This is a genomic window from Leptospira ryugenii, assembly GCF_003114855.1.
Classification (GTDB): domain Bacteria; phylum Spirochaetota; class Leptospiria; order Leptospirales; family Leptospiraceae; genus Leptospira_A; species Leptospira_A ryugenii.
The window spans coordinates 199,941-218,012 of sequence record NZ_BFBB01000005.1; the positions used below are offsets into that span (position 1 = coordinate 199,941).

17 protein-coding genes are annotated in these 18,072 nt (G+C 41.1%); 11 read left to right on the forward strand and 6 right to left on the reverse strand.

Annotated features, from left to right (window positions below):
• Positions 1-41: 41 nt before the first annotated feature.
• On the forward strand, positions 42-890 hold the full coding sequence (locus DI060_RS10805) for a sterol desaturase family protein (protein ID WP_108976513.1): 849 nt from the start codon (positions 42-44) through the stop codon (positions 888-890).
• Here the strand turns inward: DI060_RS10805 and DI060_RS10810 are convergent.
• Positions 884-1,669 (reverse strand): hypothetical protein, encoded by a 786-nt coding sequence (locus DI060_RS10810; protein WP_108976514.1) that lies wholly within the window; start codon positions 1,667-1,669, stop codon positions 884-886. The genes DI060_RS10805 and DI060_RS10810 overlap by 7 nt on opposite strands.
• Before the next feature lie 104 nt (positions 1,670-1,773).
• Between DI060_RS10810 and flgB the strand changes: the two genes are divergently transcribed.
• From flgB to DI060_RS10835, 5 genes are all read left to right on the forward strand, one after another.
• Complete coding sequence (gene flgB, locus DI060_RS10815) at positions 1,774-2,205, forward strand: flagellar basal body rod protein FlgB (protein ID WP_108976572.1); 432 nt, start codon at positions 1,774-1,776, stop codon at positions 2,203-2,205.
• Positions 2,206-2,216: 11 nt separating this feature from the next.
• Positions 2,217-2,678 (forward strand): flagellar basal body rod protein FlgC, encoded by a 462-nt coding sequence (gene flgC / locus DI060_RS10820; RefSeq protein ID WP_108976515.1) that lies wholly within the window; start codon positions 2,217-2,219, stop codon positions 2,676-2,678.
• A gap of 66 nt (positions 2,679-2,744) precedes the next feature.
• Entirely contained in the window at positions 2,745-4,334 is a 1,590-nt protein-coding gene (locus DI060_RS10825) for a hypothetical protein (RefSeq protein WP_108976516.1), read from the forward strand.
• Positions 4,335-4,402: 68 nt separating this feature from the next.
• A complete protein-coding gene (gene fliE / locus DI060_RS10830) occupies positions 4,403-4,747 on the forward strand; it encodes a flagellar hook-basal body complex protein FliE (protein ID WP_108976517.1) in 345 nt (114 codons plus the stop codon).
• Between the two features lie 64 nt (positions 4,748-4,811).
• On the forward strand, positions 4,812-5,564 hold the full coding sequence (locus tag DI060_RS10835) for a hypothetical protein (protein ID WP_167836983.1): 753 nt from the start codon (positions 4,812-4,814) through the stop codon (positions 5,562-5,564).
• Here the strand turns inward: DI060_RS10835 and DI060_RS19180 are convergent.
• The 3 genes from DI060_RS19180 to DI060_RS10850 form a co-directional block, all read right to left on the reverse strand.
• Entirely contained in the window at positions 5,561-6,010 is a 450-nt protein-coding gene (locus DI060_RS19180) for a hypothetical protein (protein ID WP_244594364.1), read from the reverse strand. The genes DI060_RS10835 and DI060_RS19180 overlap by 4 nt on opposite strands.
• A 10-nt stretch (positions 6,011-6,020) precedes the next feature.
• Positions 6,021-6,917: an MBL fold metallo-hydrolase gene (locus DI060_RS10845; protein ID WP_244594365.1), complete on the reverse strand. Its 897-nt coding sequence runs from the start codon at positions 6,915-6,917 to the stop codon at positions 6,021-6,023.
• Positions 6,918-7,008: 91 nt separating this feature from the next.
• On the reverse strand, positions 7,009-8,616 hold the full coding sequence (locus DI060_RS10850; protein ID WP_108976574.1) for a xylulokinase: 1,608 nt from the start codon (positions 8,614-8,616) through the stop codon (positions 7,009-7,011).
• Between the two features lie 139 nt (positions 8,617-8,755).
• Between DI060_RS10850 and DI060_RS10855 the strand changes: the two genes are divergently transcribed.
• Entirely contained in the window at positions 8,756-9,973 is a 1,218-nt protein-coding gene (locus DI060_RS10855) for an MFS transporter (RefSeq protein ID WP_108976520.1), read from the forward strand.
• 128 nt (positions 9,974-10,101) lie between these two features.
• Here DI060_RS10855 and DI060_RS10860 read toward each other — a convergent pair whose 3' ends face one another.
• A complete protein-coding gene (locus tag DI060_RS10860; protein WP_108976521.1) occupies positions 10,102-10,752 on the reverse strand; it encodes a TetR/AcrR family transcriptional regulator in 651 nt (216 codons plus the stop codon).
• Positions 10,753-10,902: 150 nt separating this feature from the next.
• Between DI060_RS10860 and DI060_RS10865 the strand changes: the two genes are divergently transcribed.
• The 4 genes from DI060_RS10865 to fliF all read left to right on the forward strand — a co-directional run bounded on the left by DI060_RS10865 (position 10,903) and on the right by fliF (position 15,492).
• On the forward strand, positions 10,903-12,381 hold the full coding sequence (locus DI060_RS10865) for an aspartate aminotransferase family protein (protein WP_108976575.1): 1,479 nt from the start codon (positions 10,903-10,905) through the stop codon (positions 12,379-12,381).
• A complete protein-coding gene (locus DI060_RS10870; RefSeq protein WP_108976522.1) occupies positions 12,378-13,034 on the forward strand; it encodes a class II aldolase/adducin family protein in 657 nt (218 codons plus the stop codon). Before DI060_RS10865 ends, DI060_RS10870 begins: the two co-directional genes overlap by 4 nt.
• Positions 13,034-13,696, forward strand: coding sequence for a class II aldolase/adducin family protein (locus DI060_RS10875; RefSeq protein ID WP_108976523.1), 663 nt, complete (start codon positions 13,034-13,036; stop codon positions 13,694-13,696). Before DI060_RS10870 ends, DI060_RS10875 begins: the two co-directional genes overlap by 1 nt.
• 95 nt (positions 13,697-13,791) lie before the next feature.
• On the forward strand, positions 13,792-15,492 hold the full coding sequence (gene fliF, locus DI060_RS10880) for a flagellar basal-body MS-ring/collar protein FliF (RefSeq protein ID WP_108976524.1): 1,701 nt from the start codon (positions 13,792-13,794) through the stop codon (positions 15,490-15,492).
• On the opposite strand, the gene DI060_RS10885 is transcribed toward fliF, so the two are convergent.
• Complete coding sequence (locus tag DI060_RS10885; protein ID WP_108976525.1) at positions 15,489-18,059, reverse strand: adenylate/guanylate cyclase domain-containing protein; 2,571 nt, start codon at positions 18,057-18,059, stop codon at positions 15,489-15,491. The genes fliF and DI060_RS10885 overlap by 4 nt on opposite strands.
• Positions 18,060-18,072: the final 13 nt, after the last annotated feature.

Sequence of the window (18,072 nt, forward strand, 5' to 3'; positions counted from 1 at the left end):
ACCCATTCTTTTGCTAAACTTTAAGGTATTGGAGGTTCCTCATGTTTGGACCAGTGCAATGCGAACTCGGAATGGATTGTCTTTTAAAGGTTGGGACATTTCAGTTTTCCCTGAATGTAATTCGATACTACCCGATCGCGGGTTTTGCCTTTTTGTTTTTTTATCTCTGGAAGAAGGATAGTTTTGCTCGATTTCGTATCCAGAAAGTTTATCCTCAGATGGATAAAGTCTGGAAAGAATTTAGGCAATCGGCTGTGACACTCTTCGTTTTTAGTTTGGTTGCGGTTGGAAATATTTTAGCCGCCAAAGCAAAGTTAATTCCTAGCCAAGTTTATTTTGGAAAAGTGGATGGATTGTTTGGCTATGCTTACATCTTGCTTAGCTTTCTCCTTCTCACTGCCTGGCACGAAACATGGTTTTACTGGATGCACCGATTCGCACATCTAAAACGAGTCTATCCCTATGTCCACTTGGAACACCACATGTCCGTCAATCCTACTCCCTTGGCCGCGTATAGATTCCAAGCGACAGAGGCATTTTTGGAAGCAATTTATCTGGTTTTATTCATAAGAGTGGTTCCGATCCATTTCTATGTGATACTATTTCATACCTTTTATGCGATGATCATGAATATATGGTGGCATTTGGGCTATGAATTTTTTCCGAGAGGATTTGCAAGCCATCCTATTTTCAAATGGATCAATACGTCAACGCATCATAACCAACACCACCAAAAGTTTCAGGGAAATTATAGTTTATACTTCAACGTTTGGGATCGCATCATGGGAACAAACTTTCCAAATTACGAAGCATACTATGACCAAGTAACTGAGGAAAGAGACAAAGCAAAACAAAAAGAGATCAAGTCTATTTTGACAGAAGTTCACTGAGGACAAATTGGTTTCATCATTGTGAGGATATCCTGGTTCCACTGCTCAAAGTGTAAAATGACAAAAGGGGTTTCATCGGTAAGCCCCTTTTGTATTAAATGGCAGCGAATGTTTGCTAGATGCTGTTTGTGCCAATTGGGATGGATGAGATAGGTAAAGGCGACCTTTCGTTCCCCCGATTCTCTTAATAAAACCAAAGAAAGTTTTTCAACAATAGTTCCCGCTTTTCCCATCCTGGTATCCCGAAACTCCGACTCCAAACGAAAGCTTTTGTAGGAAAGGATGGTCTCTTCTTCCGAAAACAATAGGGATCTCTCGTAAAGTCTGTCTTCGTAAAATTCAACTCGGTAGGAAAACAAAACTAGGTAAGGAAGAAAAACAAAGAGAAAGGAAAATAGCCCTAGTAGCAAATTTGATTTGTCTTGGAAGGCTGGATTGGAGCGCGTTTCGGTATCCAACCAGCCTGCCATCGGAAACAAACAAAAGGTGGAAAGGAAAAAACCCAAACAATAGAGCCCATAGGGACTCTCTTCAACAAATATGAGTTTGTCGGGAAGTGATTTGATCTCCATTAAATAAAAGAAATGCATGGGTAAGAGATAGGTCAAAAACAAGGAAATCAAAACAAAACTTAAGATTGCCAAAGGTGTACGCACATAAGAAGGTTTAGCACTCACATTGATAGGAATACGCCAGACGAGAGCATAAAAGACGGCAGCTGCCAGACTATAGAAAACGGGGAGCATAGGAAGTGAGGCTACAGAGAAAATTCTTTCCATCGAGTCCTTTTTTCTAAAAAAATCTGAAAAAACGAGATTGGGGACATAAAATGCTTATCCGAGAAGCCTATTCCACCGACGATTTTAGAGAAAGGGAGATTGGTATGTTTGCAGAAACCCATTTTATGAAAACACAAGATCTTTTGGAACGTGGTTTGACTGCCGGGACAGTGAAACGTAAGGTTCTAACGGATAATATTGCAAATGCGGATGTTCCCCATTTCAAACGATCCGAAGTCGTATTTGAAGCGGCTTTGAAACGTGCCTTTGAATCGGAAAAAATCGAAAAAGAAAAGGCAGTACCAACTCGCATTACAAATGAACGTCACATTGAGTTTTTCAAACCTCTCGATTATAGAGAAGTAAAACCTAAAGTGAATATAGACTATCTGACAACAATGCGCCCCGATGGAAACAATGTAGACATTGAAAAAGAAATCGTAGAAGCCAACCAAAACCAGATGACCTATAATTTGATGATTGAAAGACTCAATCAGAACAACCGACTCTTAAACATTGTCATGAGAACGACATAAGGATTTAAACCATGGGCATGTTTGATTCTATTAATATTTCAGCAACTGGACTATCTGCACAAAGATTACGTATGGATGTTATTTCTAATAACATCGCCAACTCTACGACTACTCGAAATACAAATGGAGACGGTCCGTTCCGTCGGGACCGAGTCATTCTAACACCGATTAATCTTCGGACAAAGTGGAAAAGCCCAGTTTATCCTTTTGGTGTAGCGCCTGGAGAAGGTAAAGGTGTCAAGGTAATGAGAATTGAAAAGGATATGAGCCCTCTTCGATTGACCTATGACCCAACGCATCCCGATGCTATCCAAACTGGTCCCAAAAAAGGCTATGTTGAATTCCCAAATATCAATATTGTCACAGAGATGACAGATATGATCTCGGCGTCACGTTCTTATGAAGCCAATGTGCAAATGATCAATGGAACAAAGGCAATGTTCAACAAGGCTTTGGAGATCGGCCGAGCGTAGGAAATTTTTCCTTTCCTTGCAAAAATTCGCTTGGGATTCTGTTAATTCAGATAGGTCCCTAGCGAAATGAATCTCCACTCAATTTCTTTCCGAACACTCTATATTTTCATCTGCCTTCTTTCTTTCCAATGCCAGGCACTCGACCTCAATAATCCAGGCGATACACGGTCGCAAGCTGGACTACTGGCAGCCCTATGGAGAAATGCTGCAAGACCGATCTCTGTCTGCGATACGAGTACATTCGAATACGCACCAAACGTACGGGCAAACTATACGGTCGGACAGGGGAAACCTGTCTTGAATCCCATCCAAATCGTTCAGGCCCAAGACCAATCCCTATATGTTTTTGGTTACACAAATTTCAACCCAGAAAAAAACCTAACAAGCTTTAGTGGCCAAGAAGGCACAGGCAATAATTTTAACGCGGCAGTCATTAAATTTTCTCCCAAAGGTGATATCCTTTGGTCTCGCACCTTAGGCCGTGCCAGTGTAGCTGGGAACGGAGTTGGGATTTCTCTCTCTCCAAAAGGAGTCTATGTGGTCTCCACAGCTACGGAATCGATTGGCAACCCTCTCCAAAGTTTTGTCGGAAGCAACGCAAATGTGGGAGTGTTTTCTCTTTCACCAGAAGGTCAATTACTGTGGAATACATACTATGGTAATACCGGAACAGATAACCGTGTGTATACGGTTGCAACGTTTCCGAATGGAGACTTAGTCTTAGGGGGGGACTCGCTCACGGCTGGATTTATTAACTTTCCCGGGACATTGAAAAAATCATACACGACAGTTCCCGCAAACGTCTCCTTCATACTGCGAGTGAGCTCAGAGGGCCTTGGCCAATGGGTGCACTACTTTGGAGGTGCAGGAACTGTCACGAGATCCGCTGAACGAGTGACCATCTCTTCCACCAACCACATTTGGGTCCAAGGCTACGACTCAGTCCCGTTTGATGCTCTTGCCAACCGTGTGGGAGTCAACCACCCTAGCGATGGCTTTAAACATTTTGTCATCACCCAATTTGATGAAAATGGAAACTACCAAAGGCATACATTTATGCCTTCGACTGTCAACCAATCTAGCCCCATCCTTCCTATGCCATTAGAGGCGAACGGTTCAGGCAATGAAATGCTGTTTGGTGGGCTGTCTAACAATCGTTTCATTGGCTTTGATGGTGTCCCAGGAAGATCCCACCAAGGTTCAGCGGATCAATTTTTAGTACGATTCAACTCCAACCTACAGGCTAGTTTCTTAGCTTATTTAGGATCGGCCAACCAAGAGATCGGTCCAGTCTACCGTATCTTCCAAGACAAACGAAAGGGAGCTTACTACGCCTATGTGGCCTATTTAACAGATCCCAAATTAGCTCCGAATGTCGTTTTCCCTCCTGGCAATATTCGGACGGCACTTTTGCGATTGGACGAGTCGGGACAGCTACTTGAACATGGATACCAAGTCTCCAATGATACGACCTTTTTGGTTCCCCTTTCCATGGCTGAGACCTGCGATGGTGGGGTCGTGGTAGGTTATTTTGAAGGAGACAACTTGGATTTTAGCAATTCTTCCTTTGCCAAATACCGCATTCGAAAGCTTCCCCCTCCCATCCCCGTCCACCATGACTACACGGTTCCTTGGGGGACACAGGCAGGTCCTTAGACAAGTGACATAAAAAAATCACTCAAGCACTTGAGACTTTTCTCCGATAGGAAGACCGAGGCCTACCCATGGATTCCATTTCTTCACAAAAAGCATTTTCTCTTTTACCAAATGGGGATAGAGTTTCTGTCCAGAGAACAGACAACCGTCACTACGGAAAAACGAACGAAGCAAAGTCTCCCGACGAAGTGGCCGGTACTTTTGCGGATGCAATGAAAAAGGCATTTGAACAAATCAATGACCAACAAGTGACTGCTGATGAAATGACACAAAAAATAGTCTTTGATCCCAATTCTGTCGAACTCCATGAAGTGATGATTGCTGCTGAAAAAGCAAGGATCTCTTTAACCTTCGCAAAAACAATGACAGATGGATTTGTGAGAGCATACCGCGAATTGACAACTCTTAGATAGGTGATTGCCGCAATTGCGGAAACCCTATATAGACCCTTTCTTTTTTTTTCGCTAAACTCTTTCCATGAGTTCCAATTCTCCAACCAGGTGGTTTTTCCTTTCTACCTGGCTTGTAGTTTCTTTTGCTCTTGGGTCTTTAGAGGCCCAAGAGCGTTTTTCCAATTTGAATCCTGAGACACAGAGAATCCTTCTCCAAAGAAATCCGGAAGAAGACTTTCTCTACCAGCAGAACGTACGAGATGTCTCCTCTTTGCCTTTCATCGAAACGACGATCTCACTCAATCTAAGCCCATTCTACTTCACAGGGTTTACATTTGATGGCAATAAACTGGTTTATTCAACGAGAGGAGAGTCCGTACGTCATTCCCGATGCAATGGAAATATTTGTATCATCCTTACAGATCGAAATCTTTTGGCAATCAGCAACTATGATACTCAATTTTCAAAAAGTCCAATCTTCAATGAAGCAAACTTTAAAGTAAAATTGGGAACTGATGCAGGTTATGTATTAACAGAAAGAAATATCTACGTTTATAATGGAATACTAAACCAATGGAAGCAGATCGGCATAGAATCAGAATCCGTTAAAGCAATGAGCAGTCGAAAACAATTGGGTCTTATTTTGACGAGTAAACGAATATTGTTTATCGATTTTTACCAAGATGAGATCATATCTTACTCACATCCATCGAGAAATTTTCACTCTATTGAGATCAAGGACAGGCATATCTATTGTTATGCGATAGACAGAGTTATCAGTTATGATTTTAATACAAAATCAGTGGAAGAATTGCCTCTTGATCGGCAGCCCCATTAATCCTCTTCGATTGGTTTTCCAAATACTCTCTGGACGGATTCGTAGCGGATAAGGATTTTATCTTTGGGAGAAACTCGAATTCCTTTTTTTAGGTCGGTGCCCATTATTTTTTGATCATTTAGGTAAATCGTCCATCCTTCTTTCCAAGAGTTTCTGAGGCCATTGACTTCCATAATCTCTTCTGTTCGGTTCGTTGAAATAAAACGCAAAGAGGGGTCTTCTTTTTTAGAAAGTTCGGCTAACAAAAGCAGTAAATCTCGAGATTCCCAGGGTGGTACTGAGATGCGTTTTGTTTCTTCATATTCGGAGGATTGAAATTGAATTTGGATATCCGAGGCACTTTCAACCCTTCTTTGGCTAGGACTGGCCGTACAAAAAAGAAATACGAATAAGACCTTTGTATAGGCTATGACTTTTACTAAGTGTAGAAGTGTTTGGAATTTCACAAATGGTCTGTCAGTCTTTTGTATTCTTTGATTTTGCAAAGACATAGGATAGACCTTGTGCATTTAAGTTTACATCCAGATCTAAAACTTCCCAATCTTTCTCTGACAGTAGAACATTTCTTCTCTGGGCTAAATTTTGGATCATCTCCTTCATGCGTTTTTCTAAAAAGGGAAACCGTTCCTCGGGCGCTAGGTCATCTAAAAGAGTTAAAGAGGTTTGGCAATGTTTGATACCGATTTCTAAATCGTCTGCATGTTTCCTCAAATTTTGAATCTCTCCAAAGTGAGTCAAACATGCGGCTTCTGCACCCGAGTCGACTATCTTTGCAAGCGAGATGAGTGCTTCTTCCCCATCAAAGTCTGTGGGTGTTGTGGTAGGGAAAATAAATCGACCACCATTCGAAAGGTGAGGATAAGATATTCCAAAGGAATCTCCTGTGTAGATCCGCTTATCACTTTCATCCAGAATGCAAAAATGGTGGTTGGCATGTCCCTTTGTATAGAGAAAGCGAAAGTTTCGCGATTTCCATCGGAATTGTTCGCCGTCAGACATCACTCTAACACGAGCTTCGGGTATGGGCTCAATTTCACCGTAGAGACCAAAAAATGTTTCTTCGCCATACACAGATTTTGCGCTTTTGATTAGGTGGCTCGGGTTGATTAAGTGTTTCGCTGTTTTCGGATGACAAAGAAGGATCGCATTTGGACATGCTTTCAAAAGGGACCAAGCTCCGCCTGCATGGTCTAGGTGGACATGAGTCACAATGACGTAATCTAAATGTTCGCGTTGTATGTTTTGGCTCTCCATAGCTTCCAGTATCCTGGGAATGGCATGCGTAGTATTGGTTTCGATCACAATTCCATGTTCCTTTTCTTTTAATAAAAAGGAGGCTGCGATGGATTTCATTCCCGCGTATTCTGTATCAATCGTAATCAGATCGTTCACAAGACGAGGCTATACGATTGAAAATCTCGGTCTAGCGCAAATTCAAAATCAATCATTCGATTGTTTCATTGGAAAGTGCGAAGAGTCCCTTATTTTTCCAATAGATTGATTTAAAAATCTGAAAATTTTTATCATAGATCTTCTTTGCAGAAAGGTTAGGATAAAAAATATCTTTCAAGGCTATCTTGGATTTGATCTCTTCAAAATTCTCAATGCGGCCCAATCCTTTCGCAACAATAGCTGCAGCGCCAAAGGCTCCTGCGTTTTCAGGATGATGGATACGTTCTATGACTTTACCTGTAATATCTGCTAATGTTTGGCAGATTAACTCAGACCTCGCCACTCCCCCTACAAATCGAATCCTATTTGATGTTTTTACTTTTTTTTCCATTGATTCAATTAACCATCGTTTGTGGAAGAGAATGCCCTCCATCACTGCTCTAATCAGAGTTCGTTTTCCGGTGTGCAATCCAATATTAAAGAAAATGCCTCGTGCATTCGGATCTTCAAAGGGGCTTCTATTTCCATGCAGCCAGGGTGTAAAGATAACACCATTTGAGCCAGGCGGTACATCCTTTATCGAATCAAACATAAAATGAAAAAGACTTTCGTAGATAGCTTCTGGACCATCTGTGATCTTTTTCTTTTCCAAATATAAATCAATTTCATCGAGGGCTAAATGGTCTTTTACCCATTGTAAACATTTTCCAGAAGTCTCCTGCTCGCCAAAGTATTGGTATGACTCTTCATTTACGCCAACAATTGATGCCATTCTTGCGGAGAGATCAACAGTTCTTTTTTTTACTCGTGTGGAAACCCAACCGGACGTACCTGCATAAATATGTGTATCTCCATTTAACACAGCACCTGCGCCAATACCAATGAGTGAGGCATCTCCTCCTCCTCCAAACACTGGAATGTTCTCATTTAGTCCCAGATGAGAGGCTGCCTCCTGTGTTAAGCCGCCTACTTTCGTATCTGAATTGATGATTGTCGGCAAATGGTTTCTTTGAATTCCAAACAGGGAACAAAGAGTCTCGCTCCAATTTCCTTTTCCTTTTCTGGAATCGTATAGCAAAGTAGCGAAGGCGCTATCTCGAGTCATAACAGCTTTGGAAGTACACTTCGCTAACAAATATTCTTTTACATCAAACCACCATTTAATCTTTTTGAATTGAAGTGGTTCATGTGTTTGGACCCATTTATACTTCCAAATAGGATCTTTTACAGAACCCGCAACTGCACCGGTAATCCAAAGAGATAATAAAAGTTTTTTGAGATTAAATCCTTGGATACAGAAACCAGATTGGATGCCTGACTTCATTTCCTGCCTTGCCCTTTGGTCCATATAACTGAATGCAGGACGTATGGGAGAAAAATTCTCATCAACAAGAACCAATCCCTGCATTTGTGTACAAAAAGAGATACCTATGATTTCATGTTTTGATAGATTCGGATCATTTAATATTTGCTTGGTGGTCTTTGCCATAGCATTCCACCAATCTTCGGGGTTTTGCTCTGCTCCCCCGTCAGGATTTAAATAGATGGGGTATTCTTCTAAGCTGGAGGCGATTAACTCAATTCTTTCTGAAAATCGGAAGAGGCAGGTTTTTAGGCCAGTCGTGCCTACATCATAAGCTAGAATCAAATCTTCCTTCATACGGAATGTACCCCCCTCCAGGAAAACCCTCATTTTTTTGCTAGACACAAAAAGTGAGTGGTGACTCACATTGTCCCAGATTCTCAATTTTTTAAGCAATCCATTTTTCTATATTGTGGATTGTTGAAGGAGCTAGCCCATGCAAAGCCAAACAAACCAAAAAGATCCCTACCGTTGGTTAGTCCTATTCGCTTACTCTCTCCTGACCGCTACCATTTGCTTGCAATGGCTAAGCTTTGCTCCTATCGCACGAGAAGCCCAGGAATTCTACCATACCAGTGCCTTTGCCATTGATTTCCTTGCTTTAGTGTATCTAGTCCTGTATCTATTCCTTGCATTGCCAGCATCGTATTTTATCGATCGCTATGGCATCCAAAAAGGTTTGGGAATCGGCGCCATCCTGACCGCTTTCTTCGGAACGGCGAAAGGTTTAGGGTCTGATTCCTATGCTTTGGTTTGTTGTACACAGGTTGGCTTGGGTATTGCTCAACCTTTTCTCTTAAATGCTGTTACAAAGTTAAGTTTCCAGTGGTTTCCTTTAGAAGAAAGGGCAAGCGCAATTGCACTCGGAACTTTAGCACAATTCATAGGAATCATAACGGCAATGCTTGTGGGTCCCTATAGCTTTCAAGTAAACTTGCTTTTCCCAGGTATCAAAGGTTTGCTCTCACTATATGCTTTTCTAAGTATAATCTCAGCCATTCTCTCTTTATTGGTCATCCGAGAGAAACCCAAACATTCTACAGCGGCTCATGGCGAGGATCGCGAGATTCCTTTTCGAGAAGGAATCAAACATTTACGCAAGGTAAAGGATTTTAAATTTGTTTTGCTTTTGTTTCTAATAGGTCTAGGGGTATTCAACGCGATCAGTACTTGCATCGACCAAATTGGACAGGCAAAAGGATTTGATATCGAACAGTCAGGCCTGTTAGGTGGATCTATTTTAGTCTCCGGAATAATAGGAGCCATTTGTATCCCACCTTTTTCGGATCGTTTTCAAAAAAGAAAAATTTTTTTAATCATCTCAATGATTGGCTTTGTTCTAGGACTTGGCATATTTGTAATTTATGATTCCTTTCCGACATTGGTATTGGCATCTGTTTTGATAGGTTTCTTTCTATTGGGAATCGGCGCACCGATCGGGTTTCTCTATGCGGCTGAGATTTCTTCCCCAGCACCAGAATCTACTTCCCAAGGACTATTACTGTTAGCCGGACAAATTTCAGGGATCATCTTTATTTTGGGCTTACATCTTTTTGGTATGATCCAATTTTCCTATGTGTTATTTGGATTGGCTTGCCTCACAATCATTTTGGTTCTACGCTTGCGGGAATCTCCTTGGATGGCAAAGGGATGAGAAATATGAACTTTCTAAATGATTTTTTTTTGATTATTGTAATTTGGATTTAAAAGAAAATCGGGTTGGTGTAGGAAGGCCTCATTGGGTGGCGGGTGGCCGCCCCACCCAATGAAGGGTGGGGAGAACTAGATCCGTGCGATAGCCCCTCTGATAAAATCCATCATCCCACGGACAACGGCCTCATCATCATCCACATTTGTTTCCCCCAAATATACCTTCATTCTCTCACGGTAGTAAACTGTGGCATAAGAAAACTGCAATGTCATAAACAAATTGTCCAACAAAAAAGCCGCAAGACGACTATCAACCGTTTCTCGGATAAGTCCATCTTGTTTCGAATCTTCAATTAACTTTATATAATAGTTTGCTGATAGACTTTCCATTTCACCTGACAAACGAGAGATCAAATCTTTTTTACTTTCAGATGTTAGCTCATTGTATAAGCGAATGATATCCGCATTTTCCCTCGAATGTTTTTGGATGATCCGAATGATCCTTTCAATTTTTCCCAATAAATCCAGTGGCTCTAACAAAACCGAACGTAAGGTTTCTTCAAGTTGAGCAATTCCATAGTCAACGACGGTAAGGAAAAAATCTTCTTTGGTTTCAAAATACTTATAAAGAGAACCAACACTAATTCCTGCTTTTTCTGCGATGGTATTCGTGTTTGTATTGGTAAAGCCTTTGCTCGCAAATTCAGAAATGGCAATGTTCAAAATCCGAGTTCTCTTCTCATCGGAAATCCGTTCAAAAATCTCGTTGAAATGTTTTCCCACTACTCTCTCCTAAATTTCTGATCCTATCCTTCCAGAGGAGTATATCTTGCAGATTGCTCTTGCGAAAAGAAAGTTTTGGACAGGAAAAATATGCCTTGACAATGAGTGAGTATTCACTCATTGTCAACTGGAATTTGCAATAAGGAAAGAATCATGACAGGGTTTGCCATTAGCGAGTATCCAAACGTTTCCCAAGTCTATTCCGATTTAAGACGATTGGTGAAACTTCCCATCCGGTCCATTCGGAAGGAGGAAATGCAAAGGATCATAGACTCCTATTTCGGAGAAAAATGCAAACAATCCAAAGCTATGATCGATACCGCATCTGCCTTCATTCCAGGTGGAGTACAACATAACCTTGCTTTCAATCATCCCTTTCCACTTGTCTTCACGCAGGCAAAAGGCGCATATCTTTATGATTTAGATGGGAATGAATACATAGATTTTTTACAGGCAGGCGGTCCAACGGTCTTAGGAAGCAATCCTCAAATCGTCCGAGAAAAGGTAATTGAACTTCTAAACACAACAGGGCCAGTCACAGGACTTTTCCATGAGTATGAATATAAACTCGCAGAGAAAATCGTACAACTTGTTCCTTCAGTGGAAATGTTTCGGATGTTAGGTTCTGGAACGGAAGCATGTATGGCTTCGATACGGGTAGCAAGACTTGCCACTCAGAAAAAAAACATTGTGAAAATGGGCGGAGCCTACCATGGCTGGAGTGACCAACTTGCCTATGGTATTCGCATTCCAGGTTCTCGACATTTTGAAGCACATGGAGTACCAAGATCTATATTCAAATATACTCAAGAGTTTTATCCGAACGATTTGAACTCTTTAGAATCCGTATTAAAGAAAAACCGTTTCTTTGGTGGTACTGCGGCAGTCATTATGGAGCCTATTGGACCAGAAAGTGGGACAAGACCTCTTGATTTTAATTTTAATAAAGCAGTTCGCGAACTATGCGATCGCTTTGGAGCACTTTTAATTTTCGATGAAGTCGTAACTGCCTTTCGTATTGGATTGAGTGGGGCTCAAGGTTATTTTGGAGTTAGTCCGGACTTGACTGTCTTTGGAAAAGTTGTAGCGGGCGGCTACCCGTCTGCAGGCGGTCTCGGCGGAAAAAAAGAATTTATGAAATTTGTTTCTGCCGGTTTACAAACTGGAGCTAAAAAAGCATTGATTGGGGGCACCATGGCAGCCAATCCTCTAAGCTCATTGGCAGGCTATATCACCCTTTGTGAGATGGAAAAATCAAATGCTTGTGAAAGAGCGGGCCGCGCAGGAGATCGATTAACTAATGGCTTAAAAAAGTTAATTGCAAAGTACGAACTTCCCTTCGTTGCCTTTAACCAAGGTTCTATCTGCCACCTGGAAACTGTTGCCACTATGTTGTTAGATATTAACTTAAAAAAATTCTGGACTATTTGGAAGACCATCTCGGAGGCAAAAAAAAGAAAACATGCAATGGAAGAAATGGGAGCTGCCTATATGTCAGAGGGACTCGTTACCCTAGCAGGGAGTCGACTCTATACAAGTGCGGAAGACACGGACGAAATAATAGACGAAGCTCTCCTCAGGTTCGAGCGGGTTTTCCAAAAAGTAGAAGGAGTGAAATTTAATTCATGAAAGATTCTTTAGTAACTGCAAAAAAAATTGTCAGAGACACCGGTATACAGTTGTTAAGAGATGGATTGATCACTCGAACTTGGGGCAATATTTCCCAAAGGATCGACAAAGATCATTTTGTCATCACACCAACCGGTAGAACTTATGAGGACCTTGAACCTGAAGACATTGTAAAAGTAAATATGCATAACTTGAAGCACGAAGGTGTGATCAAACCTTCCTATGAAAAAGGACTTCACTCACAAACCTATGTATTGAGACAAGATGTCCATGCGATCATCCATACCCATCAATTGCACGCTAGTGTTGTAGCTTCTGCACGACGAAACATTCCTCTTCTCAGCAAATCTATGGCGGAAACCATAGGGGGAGAAGTCCTTTGCACAGACTATGCACTTCCAGGCTCCAAAAAATTGATTCGCTCAGCCATCACCTGTTTGGAAAGATCGGGAAGCAAAGCAGTACTTTTAGCTAACCATGGTGTTCTCTGTATTGGTAAAGATATGAAAGATGCCTTTGCCGTTGCATTAGAATTGGAAACAGCAGCGCAGGCATTGGTACAGAGAGAATTTCAAATGAGGAGCGGCCTTAAATACTCTGCCAAACATATAAGGGAATGGTATGTATCCACGTTCGGAGTCGGGGTATTCTAATGCGTGCACCAAAACATCCGGACGATCTGTATCCATTTATATTGCCTTGGGCCAAAGAAGGGATTCTTAGTCAAGACTCAAGTCTAAGCATCCGAGTTGGGAACAAAGTCTACATAAACCCCAAAACCAAAAACTTTTTGCTCTGGGCCAAAGCTAAATCGGCCAAACCATGGATACAGGTGAGTTTAGAGGAAGTCACCAAACCCGATTCCGCGCATGAAGACCTCCCCTACCACCTAGCCATCTATAGGGCACGTCCCGAATGCAATGCCATTGTCCATTCTTTCCAGGAAAATATCCAAACCTGTTCCTTAGCCGGTGAAACAGTAAAACCCTTCTTAGACGATATGGCGCAAATCGTAGGACCAGACGTCCCTGTCATTCCCTCCACTCTGCCAATTGACAAACTCCTCCCTTTGCTTGTAAAAAAGATGAAAGGAAGAAATGCAGTTCTTTTGCAGGGGATGGGTGCCTTTCTTGCTCACGAAACGATCGATGACTTACATGCAGTGTGCCATGTTTTCGAAAAGGCTTGTAAATCGTTTATCGAGGCCAGGATTTTGGGAGGGGGGAAGGCGGTCCCCTGGTTTGAGGCGCGAGCCATACGTTTTGTCTACCAGAGAAAGTATTCCAAGCAGGCTGCAAAAAACCGACAAACCTAAAGATTTTTCGGTTCTGGGAGGGAATTTGCTTAAAAAAGCTTGTACATTTCCCGAGAATCTTAACATTATGTCTCTAATCAGGACGATGTGAAACTATGCCCGAAGCCTTACAGAAAATTTTAGACAAAGTCAAAGAACTATTCAACAAACTAGACAACACAAAAAAGCTAATATTGGGTGGAGTGGTCTTAGTCATTGTTGTTGCCGTTGTTATCTTATCCAATGTCTCCTCACAAAAAAATCGTATCGTTCTGTTCAAGGATTTAGACCCAAAGGACTTTTCTGAAGTAACAAAAAAGTTAGATGCTTTAGGTTATAGCTATGGTTCAAGCGATACTTCAGTCATCACCGTTGACCCTGACCAGAGGCAAGAAATCGTAACAAAACTCGCACAAGAAAATTTAATCCCGGCAGGAGTCTCAGGATGGGAATTGTTCGATATTGAAAAGTTTACGGAGACACAATTCGACAAAGATATAAAGAAGTACCGAGCTCTCAAGGGAGCGATTGAAAAATCACTCATGACACTTCGCCCTATTGAAAAGGCCGATGTGAACATTGCCATGCCCGAGGCTGATCTATTTGAATCAAACTCATATCCAGTCAAGGCGAGTGTAATTTTACATTTTCGCCCTGGTGTAGAAGGCTTAAGTAAAAAAGAAGTGAAAGGCATCGTGAATTTAGTCGCACGAGCTGTTCCAAAACTGAAGCCTGAAAATGTAAGTGTGGCAGATGCCGATGGAAAGATCATTTCTGATTTCGAAGAAGACCTAGAAAAAGAGAAATTAGAATTACGGATTGTCCAAGAGAAACTTAGGATAGAAGAAGAAGAAAGAGTCAAGAGGCTCATTGATATAAGAAATACTTTAAGATGGTATTTAGGTGGTGAAGACAGAGTCGACATTACTAGATTTGAATACAGCCTCAATTGGGACCAAGAGTCTCTAACAGAAAATGAGGTGATGCCTGTTGTTGCGGAATATGACAACCCAGACACTCCCTACTCGGAAAGAAAGTTAGTTGATGGATATTCCCTTAAGGTTTCATCAAAGGAAACGAAAGAATCATTTAAGGGAAGAGGCTTCACACCAGATGGTCCCGCAGGTACGGAACCAAACCTTCCGCCAGGATATAAGGATACCGACTATCAAAAAGCAGAATATTCTAAAGATGAAAATATCAATAATTATGAATTCAACAAAAGAGTAAAAGATATAAAGCGACAACCATGGAAAATCGACAAAATCGGATTGTCTGTTGTTGTTGATGGTCTTTGGGAAAGAAAAGAGAGAGAAGATGGATTGGGTTATGAAAGGAAATACCTACCTGTCTCGGAAAGTGATCTCAAACTTATCCGTAAAAACTTGGAAGCAGCAATCGGTTACACTCGGTCTAGAGGAGATCAGATAAGCGTAATAACCATTCCTAAAGATCGCACGGAACAATTTCGATTAGAGGATGAAGAATTCCAGCGACAAAGAGCTATTCGAAATATGGTCATTGCCTCTCTCATCATTCTAATCCTTCTCATCCTAGCCGTTCTCGTTTACAGAGCGATTAAAAAAGAGATCGCAAGAAGAAGAAGACTCAGAGAAGAAGAGCTTGCAGCACAACAGCAGATGATGCGTGAGGCAGCCCTTCGTGTCATGGATGAAGGTGGTGCTGAGGTTGAATTATCTCTCGATGAGAAATTACGAAGAGAGTTATTGGAGAATGCTATCAATCTCGCGAAAGAAAAGCCAGAGGATGTAGCGCAGCTCTTAAGAACCTGGCTTGCCGAAGAGGAGCAAACTTAATCGGTTCGCTCCACCGATTTCCACCTAACTTTGGCTCCGCCATGAAGTTTTGCGTATATATCGCGAAACAATTGGTTGGGAGCCTTTCCATCCTGGTCTACTGAATATTTTAGCTTCAGTCTATGCAAAAAAAACATATCCAACTCGCCTTTATTCTTTCCGTAGATTTTGCCTCTGTATTCGGTTTCAAAAAAATATTTTACATCTTCAAAGGTTTCTCTCGAAATATTGATCATGCCAGTCTGCCCACTTGATTCCATTCGAGACGCAGTGTTTACGGTATCTCCCCAAATGTCATAAGCAAACTTAAACCTACCCACAACCCCTGCAACAACAGGCCCTGTATGAATTCCCAAACGCAATTCCCAGAATGGTAAACCAAGAGAAATTTTAATCTCTTTGAGTTGGTTCATAAAACTTTGGATTTCCAATGCTGCCAGACAAGAATCAATCGCATTTGTAAAATTTGGAACAGGTAAACCACCAGCACACATATAAGAGTCTCCAATGGTCTTTAATTTCTCTAAATTATTCCTAAGAATGATTTCATCGAATTGAGTAAAACAAGCATCTAACTCTTGTAAAAGTTCCTGTTCTTCCATTCCTTCTGCAACTTTTGTAAATCCCTTAAAATCTGTAAAAAGCACGGTAACTTTCTCGTACCTCGCTGGAGTTACCGAGCCTTTTTCTTTTAGCTCTTGAGCCACTTTAAAAGGCAAAATGTTAAGCAAAAGCTTTTCTGATTCTTCTTGTGCTTCTTCTGCTTTATCTTGTGCAATCAATGCCTTTTCTCTCTCTTCATCTGCTTTTTGTTTTTCTAAATCCAAAAGAAAATAGCTAATATCCAATTCTTCTGCTAGAGGACGTGACATTATGTAGATGACTAGATAATTGAATAGGATCAAAGGAAGTACGATCATTAATAAATGAAATGCAGACTCGCCCATCCCATAATGATCTCGGATCAGAGGAAAGTAAAGGATACCTGCGATACCCATTGTTAGCAATCCAAGATTAGCTAATTTTTGGCTTAGTTGTATGGTCCTTCCTTCCAAAGATAGAGCACCATGTTTTAATACCGCATAACCAAGAATAAATGCAGGTATAAATTGAAAATCGCTTATCGGCACTAAAGGAATTCCATGGGAAGGTAAAAGTGCCAATAAAAGCATAGCAGATGATAACATAAAAGATCCAATGATCCACTTTGAGGCAAAGTTTATGAATCCTCGATTTCGAAAGAAAGTCCAGAGGACAAGGGCAAAACCTAGAATACCAGTAACACCGATTAAAGCTTCTGCAGGACCACCATGATGTACCCTTGACCAAGGGTATACGAAATAGCCAACAAAAAGATATGGGGATGGTGATAACATAGCTCCAATGAAACAAAAAGCATCAATGATTCGAATCCATTTGGGTTCTTTTTGAGAAACAGCTTCAAAAACCAAACGTACCATGATGCTAGGTGCAAAAGAAAAAGCAACAAAGGTAATTTGAGATACACGAAGTTGTACCACATATGAAACATTTAATTTAAGCGGAACAGACTGCATTACATAGAAACCGGTCAGAATCAAAGCAAACGCACATAGTTGGTTCAAACGCGCAGATGGATTTGCACCTGCAACGATGATGGAAAGAAAGACCGCCGTGAAGACGCTCAAAACGGGTGGAATGCCCCAAGGATACCACTTCGATGCCTCATATGACAAGGGAGATAGACCAAAGGAAACACCAAATGAAATAAAAATTAAAACAAAAGAAAGTAGAGCGAAAAGAAAATAAAACATTCCATTTTTTTGAAAGAGAAGTTCGTTTACATCCAAAAAGTCTGAACGAAAAACCCCATAGGCAACCATCAACATTGGAATGAAGAGAAAGAATCCACCTGGGTACACTTTGTATCCTAGGATACTGGGAGCATTTGACACTATGAGCAAAAAAAGTAAATTTACCCCATGGATCAAGGCAGGATGGTAATTCGCTCTCATGATTGAATAGTAGCGAATAAAAGCTGGAAGTATTAAGAATAAATACCCGATGGGAGCTAGGATTCCCCATGGACGAATAAAGGCACTCCCTTTTGGATACTTACCAAACGGAAATTCAAATATCTCCCTTTCAAATCCCTTCCCTATCAGAATACCAAAGTACAATACTAATGATGCGATCCAAAGAAGATAAGACCAATAGAGTAAAAGTTTTGTCCTTTTCCCTGTCATTGCATAGGCTAGATAGAGTCCACTTGGTGCCAGAGGTGCAACTAAAAAGTAAAGAACATCATTCCAAAAAATAAGAGAATCAATGTCTTGTATCCAGGCTCGAAGTGTAAGAACAAGACCTATGGATCCAAAGCTCACAAAGGAAACAGCCAAGTTAAAATTAAAGATCCTTTCATCTCCACTCGAATTTCGAAATTTCTGAAAGGCAAAATAACTTAAAAAAACACCGACCAAAAAGGTTATGATTCCAGGCGCTCCAAATGGGATTTGGTACCAAAAATAATCCCAGTTACTCATTGGCCCAGTGGGAACTTGAAAAAATTGTAATGGATACGTTGTCATGATAAACTGGATT

Excerpts from the sequence above, each read along its gene's own strand:
- DI060_RS10835 (WP_167836983.1), top strand. The coding sequence starts at position 4,812 with ATGAGTTCCAATTCTCCAACCAGGTGGTTTTTCCTTTCTACCTGGCTT.
- flgC (WP_108976515.1), top strand. The coding sequence starts at position 2,217 with ATGGGCATGTTTGATTCTATTAATATTTCAGCAACTGGACTATCTGCA.
- DI060_RS10870 (WP_108976522.1), top strand. The coding sequence starts at position 12,378 with ATGAAAGATTCTTTAGTAACTGCAAAAAAAATTGTCAGAGACACCGGT.
- DI060_RS10810 (WP_108976514.1), bottom strand. The coding sequence starts at position 1,669 with ATGGAAAGAATTTTCTCTGTAGCCTCACTTCCTATGCTCCCCGTTTTC.
- DI060_RS10875 (WP_108976523.1), top strand. The coding sequence starts at position 13,034 with ATGCGTGCACCAAAACATCCGGACGATCTGTATCCATTTATATTGCCT.
- fliF (WP_108976524.1), top strand. The coding sequence starts at position 13,792 with ATGCCCGAAGCCTTACAGAAAATTTTAGACAAAGTCAAAGAACTATTC.
- DI060_RS10885 (WP_108976525.1), bottom strand. The coding sequence starts at position 18,059 with ATGACAACGTATCCATTACAATTTTTTCAAGTTCCCACTGGGCCAATG.
- DI060_RS10805 (WP_108976513.1), top strand. The coding sequence starts at position 42 with ATGTTTGGACCAGTGCAATGCGAACTCGGAATGGATTGTCTTTTAAAG.
- DI060_RS10850 (WP_108976574.1), bottom strand. The coding sequence starts at position 8,616 with ATGAAGGAAGATTTGATTCTAGCTTATGATGTAGGCACGACTGGCCTA.
- DI060_RS10825 (WP_108976516.1), top strand. The coding sequence starts at position 2,745 with ATGAATCTCCACTCAATTTCTTTCCGAACACTCTATATTTTCATCTGC.
- DI060_RS10845 (WP_244594365.1), bottom strand. The coding sequence starts at position 6,917 with ATGAAATCCATCGCAGCCTCCTTTTTATTAAAAGAAAAGGAACATGGA.
- fliE (WP_108976517.1), top strand. The coding sequence starts at position 4,403 with ATGGATTCCATTTCTTCACAAAAAGCATTTTCTCTTTTACCAAATGGG.
- DI060_RS10855 (WP_108976520.1), top strand. The coding sequence starts at position 8,756 with ATGCAAAGCCAAACAAACCAAAAAGATCCCTACCGTTGGTTAGTCCTA.
- flgB (WP_108976572.1), top strand. The coding sequence starts at position 1,774 with ATGTTTGCAGAAACCCATTTTATGAAAACACAAGATCTTTTGGAACGT.